This window comes from Microbacterium awajiense (assembly GCF_039536545.1).
Classification (GTDB): domain Bacteria; phylum Actinomycetota; class Actinomycetes; order Actinomycetales; family Microbacteriaceae; genus Microbacterium; species Microbacterium awajiense.
The window spans coordinates 381,687-400,423 of record NZ_BAAAYU010000005.1; the positions used below are offsets into that span (position 1 = coordinate 381,687).

Below are 18,737 nucleotides of genomic sequence, written 5' to 3' on the forward strand. Positions count from 1 at the left end.
GTCAGATCTCCACTCGGAACATGTTCGTCTTGCGAAGCACCACGGCGGCGAGGATTCCGGCGATCGCCAGGAGCTGGACCGACAGTGCGGCGGCCGCGGGGAAGTTCCCGTAGGTGTACGCGAACGTGTAGGTCAGCTGCAGCGGCGCGAAGTTGTCGCCGATCGCCCCACCGGTCGCACTCGCGAGGATCTGCGGTTCGACGAAGAGTTGCGTCGCCGCCGCGATGTTCAGGATGAGCGTGTAGCCGATCCACTTGCGCAGCATCGGCAGCTTGATGTGGAACGCGGTCGTCCATGCACCCGCACCGTCGATACGCGCCGCCTCGAGGATCTCGGACGGGATCGAGGTGAGCGCCGCGTACATCAGCAGGATCGCGTTCGCCGAGGTCCACACGGCGATCATCGCCAGGATCGGGGGCACGGCCGCGGGCCTGAGCACCTGGAAGATATTCTCCATGCCGAGTGCGTTCAACAGCCCGCCGACGGGGCTCGTCGCCGGGTTGAGCATGAAGATCCACGCGACCACCCCGGCCGCGCCGACCATGGCCTGCGGAAGGTAGTACGCGAACCGGAAGCCGGAGCCCACCCGCGACGATCGGCCCTGGAGCAGCAGCGCGATCCCGATCGAGACGATCATCGACGGCCCGATGAAGAACACGGCGTAGATCGCGATGTTCACGAAGGCGTCGACGTACCGGAAGTCCTCGAAGGTCTGCACATAGGCGTCGAACCCGGCGAATCCGCCTTCGGGCCCGGAGACCGAGATGATGAGCGCGTAGATCGCCGGCACGATGCCGAACGCGCCCACCAGCAGGAGGTACGGCAGCAGGAACAGGTATGAGGAACGCACCATCGAGCGCGAAGCGCCAGCGGAAGGGCGCCGGCGGCGGCCGGACGCGGCGCCGTCAGGGGCCGGGTCCAGGGCGGGCGGCCCCGCGCTTGCGGATGCAAGCGCGGGGCCCATCGGAGCGGACATCAGTCTTCGACGTCCCATCCGCCAGCTTCGAGATTCTGCACGAGCCGGGTCTCCCACTCGGGAACCGTCTCGGTCATCGACTTGCCGGTGCCGAGTGCCGCGGGGACCACGGAGCGGTAGGTCTCCGAGTTGGCCTGCTTGTAGGTGAGGCCGGTCCAGATACCGTCGACCGCCGCCGCGAGGACCTCATCGAGCGGGGTGTCCACGACAGCGAACGTGCCGTCGCTGATGTTGCGGTCCAGCCACGCGCCCTGCATCGGCTCGTAGGAGGGAAGCGTGGTCGACGCCTCGGTGGCGAGGAACGGACCGGTCGTGACCCACGTGACGAGGTCGGCAGCGGCCTGCTGGTACTCGCTGTGCCGCGAGACGACGTACGCCCGGCCGCCGATGTCTCCGGTGTGGGCCTCGGCGTCGGCCTCCCACTTGGGGGGAGCGGCGAAGGACAGCGACCCGGGGGCGCTCTCGTACATGTTCGCGTAGACGTTCTGCCCGTACCAGATCGGCCCCATCATCATGAGGACCTTCTCGGGGGTGCCGTAGTCCTGGGCGAACTGCGGGTCGACGACCGCCGTGCGAGCGAACGCGCCCGCGTCGAGCAGAGTGTCGATCATCTCGGTCACCCGCGTGCAGTTCGGGTCCTCGAGATCGACCTTCACCTCGTTGACGCCGGTGAACTCCGGACCGGGGCATTCGGCGGCCGCGTAGTAGGTCAGGTCGTCCCACGGGTTGCTCGCGCTGCCCACGATGTAGCCGGGGTGTTCCTCGGCGAGCTGCAGACCGATCTCCTGGAACTCCTCCCACGTGGTCGGCAGCGAGTATCCGAATTCCTCCATGAGGTTCGGGTTGTACCACAGCACCCCGGGAGCGAAGTCGCCGCGCAGGCAGATGAGCTCGTCTCCGACCGTGCAGGGGTCGAGAGTGCCCTGCGAGAAGTCGGCGACGATCTCGTCGTCGACCAACCCGTTCAGGTCGAGGGTGAAGTCGTAGGGGTCGGATGCCAGCGAGCTGGCCGCGGAAGCGGCCGTCGCCAGGACGTCGGGCCAGCCCTGACCGGAGGTGTTGGCCAGGAGGATCTTCGACGCCAACTCCTCGGGGCTGCTGTCGAGCGTCTCGATCTCCAGCGTCACGTCCGGGTGCGCCTCCTGGTATGCCTCGAACAGCGGCAGACGGACCGCATCGGTCCAGACGACGAGCGTGGCGTCGCCATCCGCCTGCTCGACCTCCTCGGTGCTCGCCCCGCCGACGGCGCAACCCGTCAGCAGCATGCCGACGGCGGCTGCCGCTGCGGCCGCACGCGCAGCGCGTGTCTTGGAGAACTTCATCGTTTCTGTCATGGCAGCTCCTCTTCCTTGATCTCTGCCTCGTTGATCCTGGGATCAGGATCGGTAGTGGTGGTGTGGGTAGGTCTTCGTGCGAGCTCGTGGTGCGATGTGGTCACGGTGTCATGACACGACTGTCCAATCTCGTCGCAGAGCGGACGCATCCGCACCGAGGTCGGGTCGTTGGGCGTCGGTGAACCAGGCGTCCAACTCCGCGCGCATCCTGCGCACCCTGTCGGGCTCGGCCGCCGCCAGATCGTCCAGCTCGAGCGGATCGATGGCGAGGTTGTAGAGCTCGGGCCGGACCTCGTCCTCAGTGATGACAGGCATCGGAGGCATCGGATCGGTCCTAATGTGCGTGAAGCGATCGGGCTCGTAGCGCAGCGCGCGGTCCATCTCGAGATCGTCGGCGGTGACGTGCATCGCGGACTCGATCTCGGGGAGGACGAGCTTCCAGTGGCCGTCGCGCATCGCCGCGTTGCACACGCCGACCGGACGATAGCGGTTCCACTGCCAGAAGCGCTGCTCCGGAACATCACCGGACTCACCCCGCAGCGCGGCGAACATGTCGGCACCGTCTCGGGCGAGGTCCGGGTTCACCGACGGCGCGCCCGCCATCGCGAGGATCGTCGGGTACCAGTCGGTGAAGTGGATCATCGCGTCGACCCTGGTTCCGCCGTCCATGCCGTCCGGCCAGCGGATGAGGCCAGGCACCCGGATGCCGCCTTCATAAGTGTGGCCCTTCGAGCCTCGGAACCCGCAGTTGAAGCGGTCCGTCGCCTCGGGCCCGTGACCGCGCATCTGAGGGCCGTTGTCACTGGTGAACAGGACCACGGTGTTGTCCGCGAGTCCGAGCCGATCCAATTCCGCGAGGACGCGTGCGATACCGGTGTCCATCGCCTCGACCATCGCGTAGAGCGCGGCGACCGCCGGGTTGTTGCCACGTGCGAGGTGCTTGTCGATCATTCCGTCGGGAGCCTGGAACGGGGCATGGGGAGCGTTGTACGCGAGGTGCAGATAGAAGGGATCCTGCTGGTGCCGGCGCAGGAAGTCGACGGCTTCGTCGGTCCAGACATCGGTGAGGTACCGTCCGTCGGCGCGACGAACCACGTCGCCCTTCTGGATCGTCCAATCCCAGTAGTCCATCCAGCCGCCCTGGAATCCGACGAACTCGTGGAAGCCGCGACGGGTCGGGTGGAACCTCGGGTCGAGCGCGCCGCTGTGCCACTTGCCGACGAGGCCGGTGGTGTACCCCGCTGCGGCGAGGGCATCGGCCAGCGTGTCCTCGTCGAGCGCGATGCGGTCCAGGCCCCGTCCGTCGAGTGTGTCGACGGCACCGGTGCGATGGGGATACCGCCCCGTGAAGAGGGCCGCTCGGGCCGGCGCGCACACCGGGGAGGCCGAGTAGTGCTGGCTGAGCTGGACGCTCTCAGCGAACAGGCGGTCGAGCGCGGGAGTGTCGGTGATTCCGTAGTTGAAGCATCCGATGTCGCCGAAGCCGAGGTCATCGACGACGATTTGCAGAACGTTGGGCCGAGCCATCAGCACTCCCCGCGTTCCACGCGCTCGAGTTCGATGACCGAGAGCACGGGATCCGGCCGGCATGCGCGCAGATCGAGGACGATCCAGTCGCCCTCGACCCGCATCGGGACACTCTCGCCCCCGGCGTTCGTCAGCAGACTGGCCGAGGCGAATCGGGTGTCGCATGAGAGCGCGAACTCGCCCGTCGGAGGCCACTCGCGCAAGTGGAGGTACACCCGGTCGGCGTCCTCGGTGCTCCATGCCCCGTCAAGTCCCGTGAACGGGCCCCGGGTGGTGCCTCGGATGGCTCGTCCGCAGCGGTCCATCCATTCGCCGAGTGCCGCGAGCTGTGCGCGCTGACCGTCGGGGATCCGCCCTTGGGCGTCCGGGCCGACGTTGAGGAGGACGTTTCCGCCCAGTGAGGCGGCTTCGGCGACTGTGGCGGCGATCTCGCGGGCGCTCTTCCAGTCGTCCCGTCCTGCCATGTACCCCCACGTGCTGTTGCCGGTGATCGGCGTCTCCCAGTCTCCGGGAGGAGCGTCGGGCATGTCGTTGTCGGCCGTCTGCCCGTAGTCGCCGAGGCCGTTTCCCACACGGCCGTTGACCAGGCAGTCCGGCTGGAGCGCGTGGACGTGGTCGACGAGATCCTTGCTCTGCTCGGCGGAGATGCCCAGCGGAGTGTCGAACCAGATGAGCGCGATCGGCCCGTAGCCGGTCAGCAGCTCGGTCAGCTGAGGCTTCACGTATGTCTGCAGGTAGCCCTCGAAGTCCTTGGTCTCGGGGTCGAAGTCCCAGTCGTTGCCGGCGGCGTCGGGGTGCGTCCAGTCCTGCGTCTGCGAGTAGTAGAGCCCGAACGCGACTCCGCGCTCGGAGCAGGCGCGCGAGATCTCCCCAATGATGTCGCGGCCGAAGGGGGTCCCTGTCACCGAGTTGAACTCGGTCTGCTCAGTTCCCCACAGGCAGAAGCCGTCGTGGTGCTTCGCGGTGACGACGATGTAGCGCTGGCCGGCGCGTACGGCGAGATCGACCAGCTCGCCGGCGTCGAAGGACTGCGGGTCGAAGTCGTCGGCGAGCCGGCGGTAGTCCGCCGCCGGGATCTCGAGGTCGTGCATGATCCACTCCCCCATGTGCGGGGTGGGCTGACCCTGCCATGTGCCCGCCGGCAGGGCATACAGACCCCAGTGGACGAACATTCCGAACCGCGCCTCGCGGAACCAGGCGAGAGCGGGATTGGATGCCGCATCCGCTCGCTGAGCGAAGCGGGTGTGAACGTAGTCTCGTTTGTCGGTGTCGACCACAGAGGGAGTCTCTTTCTGGAGCGGGGCGGGGGAAGCGGGTTGGCGCAGTGCGGTGTCAGGACACATCGGTGAGTCTCCGATCGGGTCGTGACGGCGCCTGCAGCGCGCGGCGCAGCTGGGGGAGGACGGCTTCGGCGTCGTCGACGTCCGCGGCCGACGCATACGCCCGAAGGATGAGACTGTACTCGTCAAGCGCCCGGACCAGCTCGAGCGGATGCTGCTCGACGCCGTTCCACGCGACGACCGAGCGGGTGAGCGCCGCCTGTGCGTGCGCATCCTCCGTCTTCCAGTCGAGGTCGCCACCGGACCGGCGCCCCTCGGCATCGCACTGCCACGACCACATGTTCCATTCGAAGCGGTCGCCGGCCGCGGACGTGGCCTTCACGCGCTTGTGAAGGTGGATGCCGTCCGCTCGGTGGTCCGGCACGCGAGGCGCGCCCACACCACAGTGGAGCCGGATGTTCCCCGCGGCGGTATGGAACCGGGCCTCGAGATCGTCGGGCGCATAGTGCGCAGCAGGGCTGGGTTCCAGACCGTTCGACCCTTCGGCCTCGGCCGTCACGTCGGTGACCTCGGAGGACAGCAGATCGCGGGCGGATTGCATGAGGTGGGTCCCCTGGTAGGCGGCGTTCATCCCCGCCGACGCGTAGATGTCGATCGGCCCTGCCCAGGCGCCCACCGACTCCTTCATCCGCGCCATCGCACGGTGGAAGTGGAGCTGATGGTTCACGGCGACGCGCATGCGAGTGCGACGTTCGAACGCGGCCAGCTCCTCGAGGTCTTCCCGATCGATGGCCACCGGCTTCTCGAGGATCACCGCCGCGACGCCGGCCTCGTCACAATCGCGCAGGATGGCCAGTCGCGCCGAGGGCGGCGTGCTCACGTGGACGAGTTCCGGACGTACGGCATCGAGCATCTGCCGGTGGTCGGTGAACGGGTCGACTCCGGAGTATCCGGCCGCGAAGGCGTCGGCGGCGTCGGACGTGCGGGCCGACACGGCGACCAGCTCCGCGTCGTCGATGCGGCGGTAGGCGTCAGCGTGGGCGCGTGCTCGTCCCCCGGTTACGCCGATGATCGCGCTTCTCATCCATTCCACCTCCTGGCGTCCTTCTCGTGCATCTCGCCTATCACGCCCCGAACGGGGCGTAGTGCGGCTCGACCCTCGGCGAGAAGTCGCCGGGATCGAAGTACAGGGCCGTCGGTTCCGCGTCCTCGGTGCGGATCGACCAATCGAGCAGCCGTCGACGCATGTCGGCGACGATGCCGCCGTGCGCCGGGTCGGCGGCGAGGTTGTGCAATTCGCGGGCGTCGGCCTCCATGTCGTACAGCTCGTCGACCGGATCCATCGGGTCGTAGATGTACTTCCAGCGGCGCGTGCGAACCATCTTCGATCGGCCTTCCGCCTCGGCGGCCCGCAGAAGTGGTCGCAGCTGATCGCGCTGCGCGTGACCACGAGACACTCCTTGGTCGTAGGTCATAGGCGGCGATCCGGCCCCGTACTCCGCAAAGACCGCACTGCGGGCTTCGGTGGGGATGCCGAGCCCGGGCAGGACGCGACCTCGGCTCCCGGTCGGCGCGGTCACGCTCGCGATATGCGCGACGGTGGGCATCACGTCGATCAAGCTGACCGGATCGGCCACTGTGTCGCCCGCTGCGTCGATTCCGGGGATCCGGATCACGAGAGGAACCCGCGTCAGTGCGTCGATGAGCGAATTGCACTTGACCATCAGCCCGCGCTCACCGGCGAAGTCGCCGTGGTCGGCCAGGAACACAACGATCGTGTCTTTGTCCCGGTCCGCCTCGGTGAGCGTGTCGAGCAGTCGTCCGATGCAGGAATCGACGAAGCTGACCATCGCGTAGTAGGTGGCGACTGCGGTCCGCAGGGACGCCTCGTCCATGTCGTCGAATCCGCACAGCTCGCGGTAGAGCCTGCGCCGCACGGGCTCGGCGGTGTCGTCCTCGAGCGCACCCTCGGGGAGGTGGATCCGCTCCGGGTCGTACATCGAGGCGAACGGCTCGGGGGCGTAGTAAGGCTCATGCGGCTCAGGTAGCGACATCCACAGCAGGAACGGTTCCGCTGCGGTGCGGACGAAGCGGCTCGCCTCCTCGGTAATGCGCGCGGCCGGGCACTCCTCCTGCGGGACGGGCGTCGGGTGCGCGTGCCACAGCCGATCGAACTCCGCGTCCGTGTTGAGCCACGAACGGAATCGGTCGTCTCGCGCGTCGCTCGCGTGCGTGCGCCCGCGATGGCTGAACTCCTCGACTTCGTCGAAGAGGGCGAGGTCCTCGGAGCCGAAGCAGTGATTCTTCCCGATGAGGGCGAGCCGGTACCCGGCCTGATGGAACTGGCGCAGATAGTTGTCGCGCGACTTCGGCGCCTGCGCTTCGTTGGTGCGCACACCGTGGTCGTGGGGGTAGGCGCCGGTCCAGAGCGAAACGCGCGACGGGGTGCACAGGGGGTGCGCGGCGAATGCCAGGTCGTAGCGCACGGACTCCTCCGCGAACCGATCGAGCACGGGAGTGCGCACATCGGGGTTGCCGTAAATCGGCAGCGCCGTGGCCTTGAGCTGGTCGGCCATGATGACGATCACATTGGGACGGGCCATGCGGCACCTCCCGTGTCATCGGATGCGAACGCCGGCGAGACGTCGAGATCGTCGTCCAGTTCGGTCTGCCACCGCTCGAGGTCCCGGCGAAGTTCCCCGATGCGCTCCGCCTCTTCCGGGCGATCGCTGAGGTCGGACGTCTCCCACGGGTCGCGCGCGATGTCGAACAGCTGGTGGCGGCGCTGGTCAGGGTAGGCGATGAGCTTGTGGGACTTCGTCCGCACCATTCGCTGATAGTCGCGGTATGCCCCGACGATGCTGCGGTAGAGATCATCGACCTCGCCGGAGATCACCGGCGCGAGAGAGGGCGCCTCGACCGTCGCGGGGGTGGGGATGCCGACAAGATCGCACAGCGTCGGGAAGATGCTGCTCTGATACACGAGCGCATCGCGCGTCTCGTTTTGGGGAGCTCCGGGACCCGCGAAGATGAGCGGCACCCGCACGGAGTGGTCGTACAGATTCTGCTTCCCCATCAGGCCGTGCTCGCCGACGGCGAGCCCGTGATCGCTCGAGAATACGACGACCGTGTCATCGATCAGGTCGTTCGCGTCGAGCGCGTCGAGGATCCGACCGATCTGCTGGTCGGCGTGGCTGATGATCGCGTAGTACTCGCTTCGGTGCAGCCGGACCGCGTCCTCGGTGCGCGGGAAGGGGGCGAGCCACTCGTCGCGAATGCGCGCGTCGCCCTGGTCGAAGGGGTGCTCCGGCAGGAAGTTCGGCGGGACCTCGATCTTGTCGGCGGGGTACAGGTCGAGGAACTCGGGATGCGTCTGCCGCGGGTCGTGGGGCGCGTGATAGGCCACGTGCAGGAAGAACGATCGCTCGTCGCCGGTGGCGGATTCGAGGAAGTCGATGGCCGCATCCGTCCAGCGTTCGCTGCTGTGGACGACCTCGCCGTCGCGCTCCATCCAGTGCCGGCCCTGTTCGCGATCGGACGGGCTCCAGTCGTTGCCCGGCGCCGGGCGCAGGTACGCAGTGTTGTCGGGGTGGAATCCGTCGGCGTTGATACCGCCGAACCAGGGCCCGATCTCGTCGTAGCTGCGTTCCAGCGCACTCGCGCTGTTGTGCCACTTCCCGGTGAAGAAAGTGCGGTAGCCGCAGTCGCGAAAGTGCTGGCCGAGCAATGATCCGGTGTTGACACCCTCCCGAGCATGAAAAAGTCCCGTTCCCGTGATCAGCATGGCGCGCGATGCCACGCACACCGCCGGCACCCATGAGCCTTGGTTGAAGGCGTGGGTGAACGCGGTGCCACGACGAACGAGCGCGTCGAGGTTCGGAGTGTGAATCTCGGGGTTGTTGAGAGAACCGATCGTGCGGAACGCCTGGTCGTCCATGAAGATGAGCACGACATGGGGATGCCTGCCCGGCGAGGCGACATTCTCAGCGGTCATCGGACCCGTCCTTCTCGAGTGGCATCGGCGCCGGTCTCGGGATGCGACCGAACCTGCGGTGTTCGGCTCGCACACTTCACGATGCCGAGCCCCTTTCGATAAAGCAACGCGCCGCCACTTCTAGTTCGATATCGTTCCCTTATGGATCTACGGCAGATGCGCGCATTCGTCGCCCTCGCGGACCACCTGCACTTCGGACGGGCGGCGGCATCGCTGGGCATTTCGCAACCCGCGCTGAGCCAACAGCTGTCGAAGCTCGAATCCGAGATGGAGGTGGAGCTCATCATCCGCACCAGTCGTGAGGTGAGTCTCTCGCCGGTCGGCGAACTGTTCCTCGACGGTTGCCGCCGCACGCTCGCGGAAGCACTGCGAACCACGGAGATCGTCCGAGACGCACCTCTCGGAGTGAATGCGCGACTCATCGTGGGTTCGCTCGGGGCCGGGGCGAACGGCCCGCTGCCCCACATGATCTCGTCCTTTCGAGAGTCGGTGGACGGACTGATCGTCGAACTGCACCACCATCCGAACAACGCCACACTCGAACGCGACATCCTGGACGGATCGATCGACGTGGGCGTCGTCCGTTCGATAAGCAACGAGCAGCTGATCGCCTCGCGCAAGCTGTTGGATGAACCGTTCATCGTCTACCTGCCTGACGCGCATCCCGCCGCGGACCGCGCGTCCATCAAGCTCCAGGAACTCGCAGACGAGGATTTCATCCTGTGGCCTCGCTATCACGGACCCTGGTACTACGACAGGGTGATCGCCGGCTGCCAGCGGGCCGGCTTCACACCGCGGATCACCGGGTACGGCACCTCCCTCGAGTCCCAGCTGGCGCTGGTCTCCGCCGGGATCGGGCTCACCCTCCAGGCCGCGAGCAATCAGTCGATTCGCCGTGAGGGTGTGCGCTGCATCCCCCTCGCAGACTCCGATCTCAGCTCTCCGCTGTGGCTCGCCTACCGCCGATGGCACAGACCGAAGATCGTCGACCGCTTCTTGGACGCGTCCTCGCCCGGGCGAGGTACTCGATCCGGTTGACCGACCGCGATGCGACCGGGGACCGGGTGCGCCAGGACCCGGTCCTCCGGGGTAGGTTCGCATCATGTTCTCGAAGCATCGCCGGCCGTCCGAGCTGATCGTGCGCGCCGGCTTCGCCACCGAGCAGGCCGTCTACGGAATGCTGCTGGTCGCCGGCATGATCGTCGCCGCGAGCGCCCACGGCGGAACGTCGGCCGAAGTGCTGGTCACCGTCGTCGTCACCGTGCTCGTCTTCTGGGCGGCACACGTCTACGCGGGAACCGTCGCGCACCACGGTCTCGAAGAGGGTCACAACGTCGGCCTCGGCGAGGCATTCCGCATGTCGCTGCATGCCACGTGGGGCATGCTGCTGTCGGCGATCGTCCCCTGCGTCATCCTGCTGCTGGGCACGCTGCGGGTCTTCCCCGACCGACTCGCGGGCTGGCTCGCCCTGATCTCCTGCATCGTCACGCTCGCCGTGCTGGGGTACGTGGCCTACCAGCGCCGGGGCGCGCCGCTGCACCTTCGCATCATCGGAGCTCTGGTGACCGCGGGCTTCGGAGGGCTGCTGGCCCTGCTCAAGGCCATCATCCACTGAGCCGCTCGGGCCGGAAGCCGTAGCCGACCATGCGTGCGACCAGCGGGCGGGCGACGGGGATCGCCACGCGCATCACGGCGCGCTGAGCGCGGGTCGGCGGGTTGTCGAGCACTCGGACGGCACGCCCGTTGGCGATCGCACGGTGCACCACCTGCTGGATGCGCTGCATCATCGCGGTCGGCCACGCCCGGCGCCGCTGCACGCGGGCGGCCGCGCGGTCGATCTCCGCGTGCCCTCCGCCGCGTGTCAGCACCGGAACGAGGATGCGCGCCGCGGCGACGGCGTCCTGCACCGCATAGTTGATGCCCACGCCGAAGGCGGGCGACATCGCGTGCGCGGAATCGCCGATGCACAACACGCCCGGCGCGGTCCAGGTCGGCAGGCGGTCGATCTGCACCGAGAGCAGTTTGACGTCGTCGAACGACACGATGTGGTCGGTCACCTCGGTGAGAGGCGGCGATCCGCGCGCCACGCGGGCGCGGAAGCGTTCGATCCCTTCCGCGCGCATGTCGTCGAACCGGCCTTTGGGGATGAGGAACCCGCATTGCAGGTAGTCGGGGCGCGGAATCGTGATGAGCATGCCCGCCTCCGACAGCCATGCGAGCGTGTCGGGCACATGGCGGCTCGGGTGCGGCAGCCGGAACCAGACGACGTCGGCCGGCACGCCGCGGGCCGCGGGCCTCAGTCCGACGCGGCGACGAACGGTCGAGTCGCGTCCGTCGGCGGCGATGACGAGATCGGCGCGGACCTTGCTCTCTCCGTCGCTGTCGCGCACGCGCACTCCGCTCACGCGACCGGCGTCGTGCAGCACGTCGATCACCTCGGTACCCATCCGCAGGTCGAACGACGGATGCCGCGCCCCCTCGCTCGCCAGCAGGTCGAGCAGGTCCCACTGCGGCATGAGCGTGAGGAAGTTGTTGGGTCGCGGGAGTGTGGTGAAGTCGACGGCGTGCACGCGCACGCCGTTGGCCACGACGTCGAGCATGGTGAGCGGGTGATGCGGGATGGCGTCGAATCCCGCCCGGAGGCCGAGTGCGTCGAGCAGGTTCATCGTCGACGGATGCACGGTGTCGCCGCGGAAGTCACGGAAGAAGTCGTCGTGCTTCTCGAGAACGACGACGTCGATCCCGTGTCGCGCCAAGAGCAGGCCGAGCATGATCCCGGCGGGCCCGCCGCCGGCGACGCACACGCGGGTCGTGGTCACGGTCGGCAGGCTACCGGAACGAACCCGCGCGGGCGATGCCCCGGACTGCCGTCGGCCGCCTGCATCGTCCTTTCGACCGGCGCCCATACCGTCCTTCGGTGCCGGCACGCAAGGGGCGCCTCGATGCGAAAGCCGCGGGATACTCTGCCGCGGTGACGAAGCAACGCTGGCTGGACCGACCCCCGGTGCGCGACTTCCCGCCGGCGTCGGCGCGCGCGCGGATCGTCGCGCTCGGTTTCGGTCTGGGAGCGGCGGGCGTCTTCCTCGGAATCTTCGCCATCGTCGCCGCCAACGGTCTCCAGCCACTGGAGTTCGACCTGTGGTGGCGGGACCTCTTGGAGTCGCAACGCACCGAGGTGGGCGTGTTCATCGCGTTCATCCCGGCGTTCGTGGGTGGCACGGTCGTCATGGTCGTGATCCCGATCCTCGTCGTGGCCGCGTTCTTCTGGCGAAGACGACGATGGAGCGCGGTCAACATGGCGACCGCGATCATCGTCGTCGTCGCGATCGGCGCGCCTCTGTCGTACGTGGTCGGACGCGAACGACCCGAAGGCACGCTCGCCGAAGACCTCGCCACCTCGTTCCCGTCGGGCCACACCGCCGTCGCGACGACGTTCGCGATCACCCTCGCGCTGCTGCTGCGCCGATGGTACGTCACCGTCGCCGGCGTCCTGTGGATCGTCTTCATGATGTGGGGGCGCACCTACCTCAGCACGCACTGGCTGTCCGATGTGTTCGGCGGTCTGTTCGAGGGGATCGCCGTCTCGCTGCTGGTGTGGGCCGCGATCGAGACCTGGCGGGCGTCGGGCGACTCTCCCGCGTCGATGGACGAGCCCTCCGCCGAGCGGGGCTCGATCAGCACGTGACGGCGCGCGAAGCGCGATGAGCGCAGCACCACGCCGGCACGATGCGGCCCGGCACTCCTAGACGGCGGTCGTTCGCGGGTCGTCTTCGGCGGGATCCTCCCGCGCGACTCTGCGGCGCTCGGCGTCGAGCAGCGCCATCGCCGGCGCGGCAGCCATGCCGTGGATCACGATCGAGAACACGACGACGAGTCCGACGATCGCCCACAGGCGATCGGCCTGGGCGAACGCACCGTGGGTGAGGGCGTACGCGACGTAGAACAGCGAGCCGATCCCCCGCACGCCGAAGAACGCGATCACGGTTCGCTCACGCGGTCCGGTCCTGCCCGGCGTCAGACCGATCCACCCCGCGAGGGGCCGCACGAGCAGCACGATCACCAGCGCTGCGACGATGTCGATCCAACCGATGTCGGCGAACAGTCCGCGCACCGCCGCGCCGCCCAGGAGCACGATCACGACGACCGTCAAGAGCCGTTCGATCTGCTCGACGAACGTGTGCAGGACGCCGTGATACCCGTGAGCCCGCTCCGATGCGCGGATGGTCGCCCCGCATACGAACACCGCGAGGAACCCGTAGCCCTCGACGATCGCCGCAGCCCCGTAGGCGAGGAGGATCGCCGCGATCGCGATGAAGCCCTCCGCGCGCTGCACGATCCTCAGTTCGTCACCGGTCCGCGAGAAGAAGAGCTTGCCGAACAGCCAGCCGATGACGAAGCCTGCCGCCACGCCCACGCCGATCCGCCACAGCACGTCGACGAGCAGCCATTCGCCCAGCCACCCCGCGGGGTCCACACCGACGAGACTCACAGCAACCGCCGCGAGCGTGAACGGGAACGCGAGCCCGTCATTGAGACCCGCCTCGGACGTGAGCGCGAATCGCGTCTCGTCGTCGACGGCGCCGGGCTCGTCGACCGGCTCGCTCACCTGCACCTCGGTGGCCAGCACGGGGTCGGTCGGCGACAGGACGGCGGCCAGCAGGACGGCGCCGGCCACTCCGAGTCCGAGCGCCCACCAGCCGAGGAGCCCGACCGCCAGGATCGTCAGCGGCATCGTGAGGCCCAGTAGCCTCCACGTCGATGACCATCCGCGGAACGAGAACTTCCGATTGATGGCGATGCCGGCCCCCAGCAGTGAGACGATCACGCAGACCTCGGTCAGCCGCAGCGCGATCTCAGGATGCTCGCGGGGAAGCGGGTCGGGCAGCCCCGGCACCAGGGCGAACGCGAGAGCCCCACCCGCCAGGAACACCATCGGCATCGACACCGGCAGCTTCCCGAGCAATCGGGGAAGCAGCGCGGCCGCCAGTGCCGCCACACCGAGAGCCAGGAACAGGATTCCGTCACCGGTGAAGTCGGCCATCGTCCCACGATCGCGCACCGCGATCACGGCCGGGTAGTGCTTGCGCGGCGTCGGGCCGTGCGCTACCGCGCTGCGCCGTCCGCCGAGCCGGACCGGCTCACGCCGCGCGCAGTCGGCGACGGTGGTACGGCCGCAGGATCGGGCGCAGCACGAATCGCAACGGGACGCCGACCACGAGCACCACCGCCCCGGCGAGTGAGCGATCGTGTCGGCCGAACGCCAGTTTGCGCTCCCACACGTCGCGCACCCGACCGCCGCGGCGCTCGCGCGCGGGCTTGGGCGCGAGCACCCCGCCGCGGCGCAGGGCGACGAGCTCGTCGAGCTGCGCCACCCAGTCGTCGGCGGCCCGATCGTGGAAGTAGTTGTCGGCCAGCCAGCCCTCGGCGGGCATCCGGAAGTCCCGCTCGCGCACGGCGTCCTCCGAACCGAACAGCCCACTGCCGACGAAGACGGGATTGATCAGCCTGTCGTCGACGCCGAACGAATCAAGCACGATCACCGGCACCCCGCGCGCGACCGCCTCGATCGCCGCCGTCGAACTCACCGTGACCAGGCCTTCGGCGTCGTCGAGAGCCCGCAGCATCGGCGCGTGCGACACCACGAGGTTGGAGGGCACGGGCCCGACCGTCGCGAGCAGGTCCGGATAGGAGTACTTCTGCCGGTGCGTCTGCTGCTCTCCCCCCACCGCACGCTCCTTGACGACCACGCGCCGGGTCGGATCGGCGGCCGCCGCGGCGACGAGCATCCGCGCCACGCGCACCCGGTCGGCGCGCTCGCGCGGCACGATCGCCTGCGAGGCGAAGACGAGGTCAGTGCCCCCGGCGCTGCGATCGGCCGTGCGGGCGACCGCGGCGAACGGCAGTGTCGACAGCGCGAAGCGCTGCGCAAGGCCGCGGTGCCGCGCGAGCTCGGTGAACTCGCGCACTTCGCGCGTGGAGTGCAGCACGAACAGGTCGCACTGCGTGCGGTGGAGCATCGCCGCGGTCGTCGCCGGGATCGAAATGCCGGGCAGTCCCGTCACGATCACCGGCCGCGGCACGAGCGACGCGACGGTCGCGGCGAGCACGCGTACGACCGGACCGCGCGAAGCCATGAGCACGGCGTCGGGGGCGGCCTCGTCGAGGATGGCGGGCACCTCGCCGAACTCGACGCGACGGACCGTCTCGGGGTCGATGCGGGTGCCGGCCAGCGCGTTGCGCAGCTGCCCGGCACTCACGGCGAGCGGCGTCTCGACGATCACCAGTTCGGTCTCGACGTCATCGGGCAGCGCCTCCAGCAGCGCGGCCGCCCACTTGACGTAGGAGTCGGTGTCGGCGAGTGCGACGATCCGCCGCACGCCGCCTGTCACGTGAGGACGCGGCGCAGCTTCGCCATCGGCGCCAGCTCGCCCGGGAAGACCCGCTTCACGCCGTCGCCGAGCGCCGCCTCGACGACGCGGATGTCGCGCACCAGGTGCTGCAGGCCCGTCGGCTCGAGCGAGGCGGCGTGGTCGGAGCCCCACATCGTGCGGTCGAGCGTGATGTGCCGCTCGACCGCGGCGGCGCCGAGAGCGACCGCGGCGATCGAGATCTGCAGACCTCGCTCGTGTCCCGAGTAGCCGACCGGCACCCCGGGGTAGCGCTCGCGCAGCGTCGGGATGACCCGCAGGTTCGCCTCGTCGGGTTCCATCGGGTAGGTCGACGTGGCGTGCATGAGCACCAGTCGGTCCACGCCCAGCACGTCGATCGCGAGATCGATCTGCTCGAGCGTCGACATGCCCGTCGACAGGATGACCGGCTTGCCGGTGGCGCGCAGCGCTTGCAGCACGGCCAGGTCGGTGAGCGACGCGGACGCGACCTTGTGCGCGACGACGCCGAGGTCCTCGAGGAAGTGGACGCTGGGCACGTCCCACGGCGACGCGAACCAGTCGAGTCCACGCAGCACCGCATGGTCTGCGACCTCGATGTACTGTTCGCGCGAGAATTCGACACGGTGGCGGTACTCGAGGTACGTCATCGTGCCCCACGGTGTCTCGCGCAGGGTGTCGCGCATGTGCGCAGGCGTCGCGATGTCGGGCGTGCGCTTCTGGAACTTCACGGCGTCGGCTCCGGCTTCGGCGGCGACGTCGATCAGCTGCTTGGCGATCTCGACGTCGCCGTTGTGATTGAGGCCGATCTCGGCGATCACGTAAGCGGGATGGCCCGCCCCGATCGTGCGGGTCCCGATCTTCACGGTCATCGGTCTGCCTCGTCTCCTGATGAGGTGCGCCCGGCACCGGTGCGCACGGGCTGAGCGGCGCCGCGGTCACGCAGCACGCGATCGGCGAGCTCGCGGACGGCACCGTGTCCGCCGGCATGCCGCATGACGACCCGGGCCGCGGCCAGCACGAGCGGGTGCGCCTCGGGCACGGCCACCGGGAAGCCGACGAGCTCCAGGCAGCCGAGGTCATTGACGTCGTTGCCGATGTACGCGATGCGCGAGAGCGGAACCTGCTGGGTCGCGGCCCATTCGCGCAGTACGGCGACCTTGTCGTCGACGCCCTGCCGCACGTCGACCTGCAGCTTGCGAGCGCGCGCGCTGACGACATCGTCGGTCTCGGACGACAGGATGAGAACCGGGATGCCCGCGCGCCGCAAGCGCGCGACGCCCATGCCGTCCGAGCGGCTGACCTGCACGCTCTCGCGCCCGTACGAGTCGGTGATGACGGTGTCGTCGGTGTGCACGCCGTCGAAGTCGGTGACGACGGCGACGACGTCGACGAGGTCGGATGCCTCGGGCACGAGCGGTGCGATCGCCTGCGCCATCGCGAGCTGCTCTTCGGAGTCGATCTCGATGGCGGTGCGCTCGGCCACCTCGACGATTCCGATGCGACCGAAGAAGCGGTGACGCGCGGCCGCGAAACCCGCGGCGTCCATCACGTAGAAGGCGCCCGTCTCGAGATAGTGGGGATCGCGGTCCTGCCGGCGCGGGCGCACCGCGGAGTCGTGGTTGACCCCCGTTGCGTCTCCGGCCTCGGACTTCCACAGGAAGCCGTACGTCTCGATCGCCGAGAAGACGCAGTCGTGCTCGTTCGCCGCGAGAAGCTCCACTGCCAGGTCGAGATCGCGCGGGTCGATGAACGGCGACGTCGCCTGCAGGAACGCCAGCGTGCCGACGTCGACACCGGCCGCGGCCAGGTCGTCGAGGGCGTGCAGCAGCACCCGCTCGCTCGACGTGGTGTCGCCCGCGAGCTCGGCGGGCCGGTCGATCACCTGCGCACCCCATTCGTGCGCGACGGCCGCGATCTCGTGGTCATCGGTCGAGACGACCACGCGGTCGACGGATGCCGCGCCCTGCGCGGCCGCGATCGCCCGGGCGACGAGGGGCACGCCGCCCACGCGCCGCAGATTCTTGCGCGGAACGCCCTTGGATCCGCCGCGCGCGGGGATGACCGCGACGACTTCGGATCGGTTCACGGCATCACCCGTCGGCCGTATCCGCGCACGAAGCCACCCTCGGTGCGGATCGTGCTGCCCGTACCGTCGAGCACGAGCGGCAGCGTGGTGGTCGTCGAGGATGGAAGGGTGAGCAGCTCGAGGGGCTCGGTCGTGCCGGCGAGCAGCAGTTCGGCGGGCAGACCGCTCGCGTCGACATGCACGCCGGCGATCGCTTCGACGGCGGCGAGCTGCTCGTCGGTCTCGCGACGGTGAGGCAGGTAGGTCACGGGCGACTGCGCCGCCAGGCGCGCCACCCAGTCGAGGTACGCGGTGAGCGGCATCCGCCCGTCGACGACACGGGCGCTGCCCAGCATCACGCGCCCGGCGGTCTCGGTCGTGAACGCCGGCGCGGTCTGCCGGGTCCACGGGAAGGCGTGGCGGTCGACCCGACCACCGAGTTCGCCGATCATTCGCTCGCGACGGTCGCCGAGGTCGAAGGCGGTGAAGACGTCGACCGCGCGCGCACGCATCCGCGCCAGCACATGGTGTGCGGCGAAGGGGGCGGCACGGGTGGTGAGACCGCCCTCGCGCACGCCCGGCCTGGCGTACGGACCGTCGCCGATGAGCGCGTCGACGAACGGCAGCGTGTTCGCTCCGTCGTCGAGGAACGTGATGCGTCGCGGCCGCAGGACGGATGCCGCGAAGCGGAACTGTCCTGAGAAGCCGTCGCCCACCAGCCAGTGACGATGGCGGGCGAGCAGGTTCCACGGAATGCCGAGGTAGGGCTCGCACGCGCCGAACATCGCGCCGCGGGCCAGCAGTTCGTCGGCGGTCTCCGACATCTGCGGGGTGAGCCGACCGGCCACCGGTACGCGTCGGCCCTGCGCCGCCGCCCACTCGGCGGCACCGATGAGCTGGAGCGGCGACTCGACCCAGGCGATGACGGGCGACGCGTGCGCGTGCATGCGGCCTCCTTCATCCGGCCTCATCGGATGGGTGCCATGGTGGAGTCACCGGGTGAACGTACGGGGGCCGCCGGGTGGCGTGGAGCGCTCCGTCGCGTGAACGGACCGCCGCGGGCTCCCCAGGCTCGGTCCCCACCACCATGCGCCTGTGCCGAACCGGCGCGCTGGTGCGCCCCGTCCCGTCGCCCACGTCGTCGGGGAGCGGCGCCCTGCTAGCTTCGTCGG

Annotated in this window: 16 protein-coding genes; 3 read left to right on the top strand and 13 right to left on the bottom strand. The window is 69.0% G+C overall.

From position 1 onward, the window contains the following. Position 1: 1 nt before the first annotated feature. The 7 genes from ABD663_RS08565 to ABD663_RS08595 form a co-directional block, all read right to left on the bottom strand. The gene (locus ABD663_RS08565; RefSeq protein WP_344737562.1) at positions 2-853 is read right to left on the bottom strand and encodes a carbohydrate ABC transporter permease; all 852 of its coding nucleotides are present in this window, start codon (positions 851-853) and stop codon (positions 2-4) included. A 122-nt stretch (positions 854-975) separates the two neighbouring features. After that, a complete protein-coding gene (locus ABD663_RS08570; RefSeq protein ID WP_344737563.1) occupies positions 976-2,310 on the bottom strand; it encodes an ABC transporter substrate-binding protein in 1,335 nt (444 codons plus the stop codon). Positions 2,311-2,418: 108 nt separating this feature from the next. Beyond that, a complete protein-coding gene (locus tag ABD663_RS08575; protein ID WP_344737564.1) occupies positions 2,419-3,837 on the bottom strand; it encodes a sulfatase-like hydrolase/transferase in 1,419 nt (472 codons plus the stop codon). Next, on the bottom strand, positions 3,837-5,114 hold the full coding sequence (locus ABD663_RS08580) for an alpha-L-fucosidase (protein WP_344737565.1): 1,278 nt from the start codon (positions 5,112-5,114) through the stop codon (positions 3,837-3,839). Before ABD663_RS08580 ends, ABD663_RS08575 begins: the two co-directional genes overlap by 1 nt. Before the next feature lie 55 nt (positions 5,115-5,169). Then, positions 5,170-6,201: a Gfo/Idh/MocA family protein gene (locus tag ABD663_RS08585; RefSeq protein ID WP_344737566.1), complete on the bottom strand. Its 1,032-nt coding sequence runs from the start codon at positions 6,199-6,201 to the stop codon at positions 5,170-5,172. Positions 6,202-6,241: 40 nt separating this feature from the next. Further along, complete coding sequence (locus tag ABD663_RS08590) at positions 6,242-7,720, bottom strand: sulfatase-like hydrolase/transferase (RefSeq protein ID WP_344737567.1); 1,479 nt, start codon at positions 7,718-7,720, stop codon at positions 6,242-6,244. Further along, a complete protein-coding gene (locus ABD663_RS08595; protein ID WP_344737568.1) occupies positions 7,702-9,111 on the bottom strand; it encodes a sulfatase family protein in 1,410 nt (469 codons plus the stop codon). The genes ABD663_RS08590 and ABD663_RS08595 overlap by 19 nt, the downstream gene beginning before the upstream one ends. 141 nt (positions 9,112-9,252) lie before the next feature. Between ABD663_RS08595 and ABD663_RS08600 the strand changes: the two genes are divergently transcribed. Next, positions 9,253-10,149: a LysR family transcriptional regulator gene (locus tag ABD663_RS08600; RefSeq protein WP_344737569.1), complete on the top strand. Its 897-nt coding sequence runs from the start codon at positions 9,253-9,255 to the stop codon at positions 10,147-10,149. Between the two features lie 64 nt (positions 10,150-10,213). Beyond that, a complete protein-coding gene (locus tag ABD663_RS08605) occupies positions 10,214-10,726 on the top strand; it encodes a hypothetical protein (protein ID WP_344737570.1) in 513 nt (170 codons plus the stop codon). Here ABD663_RS08605 and ABD663_RS08610 read toward each other — a convergent pair. Then, entirely contained in the window at positions 10,716-11,930 is a 1,215-nt protein-coding gene (locus tag ABD663_RS08610; RefSeq protein ID WP_344737571.1) for an FAD-dependent oxidoreductase, read from the bottom strand. The genes ABD663_RS08605 and ABD663_RS08610 overlap by 11 nt on opposite strands. A 152-nt stretch (positions 11,931-12,082) precedes the next feature. Here ABD663_RS08610 and ABD663_RS08615 point away from each other — a divergent pair, with 152 nt between their 5' ends. Continuing rightward, positions 12,083-12,796: a phosphatase PAP2 family protein gene (locus tag ABD663_RS08615; protein ID WP_344737572.1), complete on the top strand. Its 714-nt coding sequence runs from the start codon at positions 12,083-12,085 to the stop codon at positions 12,794-12,796. A 57-nt stretch (positions 12,797-12,853) separates the two neighbouring features. Here the strand turns inward: ABD663_RS08615 and ABD663_RS08620 are convergent, their stop codons facing one another. From ABD663_RS08620 to ABD663_RS08640, 5 genes are all read right to left on the bottom strand, one after another. After that, positions 12,854-14,152, bottom strand: coding sequence for a cation:proton antiporter (locus ABD663_RS08620; protein ID WP_344737573.1), 1,299 nt, complete (start codon positions 14,150-14,152; stop codon positions 12,854-12,856). A gap of 97 nt (positions 14,153-14,249) precedes the next feature. After that, on the bottom strand, positions 14,250-15,500 hold the full coding sequence (locus ABD663_RS08625; RefSeq protein ID WP_344737574.1) for a DUF6716 putative glycosyltransferase: 1,251 nt from the start codon (positions 15,498-15,500) through the stop codon (positions 14,250-14,252). Further along, positions 15,497-16,369: an N-acetylneuraminate synthase family protein gene (locus ABD663_RS08630; protein ID WP_344737575.1), complete on the bottom strand. Its 873-nt coding sequence runs from the start codon at positions 16,367-16,369 to the stop codon at positions 15,497-15,499. Before ABD663_RS08630 ends, ABD663_RS08625 begins: the two co-directional genes overlap by 4 nt. After that, positions 16,366-17,586 (bottom strand): cytidylyltransferase domain-containing protein, encoded by a 1,221-nt coding sequence (locus ABD663_RS08635; RefSeq protein WP_344737576.1) that lies wholly within the window; start codon positions 17,584-17,586, stop codon positions 16,366-16,368. The genes ABD663_RS08630 and ABD663_RS08635 overlap by 4 nt, the downstream gene beginning before the upstream one ends. After that, on the bottom strand, positions 17,583-18,512 hold the full coding sequence (locus ABD663_RS08640) for a hypothetical protein (RefSeq protein ID WP_344737577.1): 930 nt from the start codon (positions 18,510-18,512) through the stop codon (positions 17,583-17,585). The genes ABD663_RS08635 and ABD663_RS08640 overlap by 4 nt, the downstream gene beginning before the upstream one ends. Between the last annotated feature and the right edge of the window lie 225 nt (positions 18,513-18,737).

Coding starts and splice junctions, on each gene's coding strand:
- ABD663_RS08640 (WP_344737577.1), bottom strand. CDS start 18,512: ATGCACGCGCACGCGTCGCCCGTCATCGCCTGGGTCGAGTCGCCGCTC.
- ABD663_RS08605 (WP_344737570.1), top strand. CDS start 10,214: ATGTTCTCGAAGCATCGCCGGCCGTCCGAGCTGATCGTGCGCGCCGGC.
- ABD663_RS08620 (WP_344737573.1), bottom strand. CDS start 14,152: ATGGCCGACTTCACCGGTGACGGAATCCTGTTCCTGGCTCTCGGTGTG.
- ABD663_RS08575 (WP_344737564.1), bottom strand. CDS start 3,837: ATGGCTCGGCCCAACGTTCTGCAAATCGTCGTCGATGACCTCGGCTTC.
- ABD663_RS08565 (WP_344737562.1), bottom strand. CDS start 853: ATGGTGCGTTCCTCATACCTGTTCCTGCTGCCGTACCTCCTGCTGGTG.
- ABD663_RS08590 (WP_344737567.1), bottom strand. CDS start 7,720: ATGGCCCGTCCCAATGTGATCGTCATCATGGCCGACCAGCTCAAGGCC.
- ABD663_RS08630 (WP_344737575.1), bottom strand. CDS start 16,369: ATGACCGTGAAGATCGGGACCCGCACGATCGGGGCGGGCCATCCCGCT.
- ABD663_RS08570 (WP_344737563.1), bottom strand. CDS start 2,310: ATGACAGAAACGATGAAGTTCTCCAAGACACGCGCTGCGCGTGCGGCC.
- ABD663_RS08600 (WP_344737569.1), top strand. CDS start 9,253: ATGGATCTACGGCAGATGCGCGCATTCGTCGCCCTCGCGGACCACCTG.
- ABD663_RS08585 (WP_344737566.1), bottom strand. CDS start 6,201: ATGAGAAGCGCGATCATCGGCGTAACCGGGGGACGAGCACGCGCCCAC.
- ABD663_RS08595 (WP_344737568.1), bottom strand. CDS start 9,111: ATGACCGCTGAGAATGTCGCCTCGCCGGGCAGGCATCCCCATGTCGTG.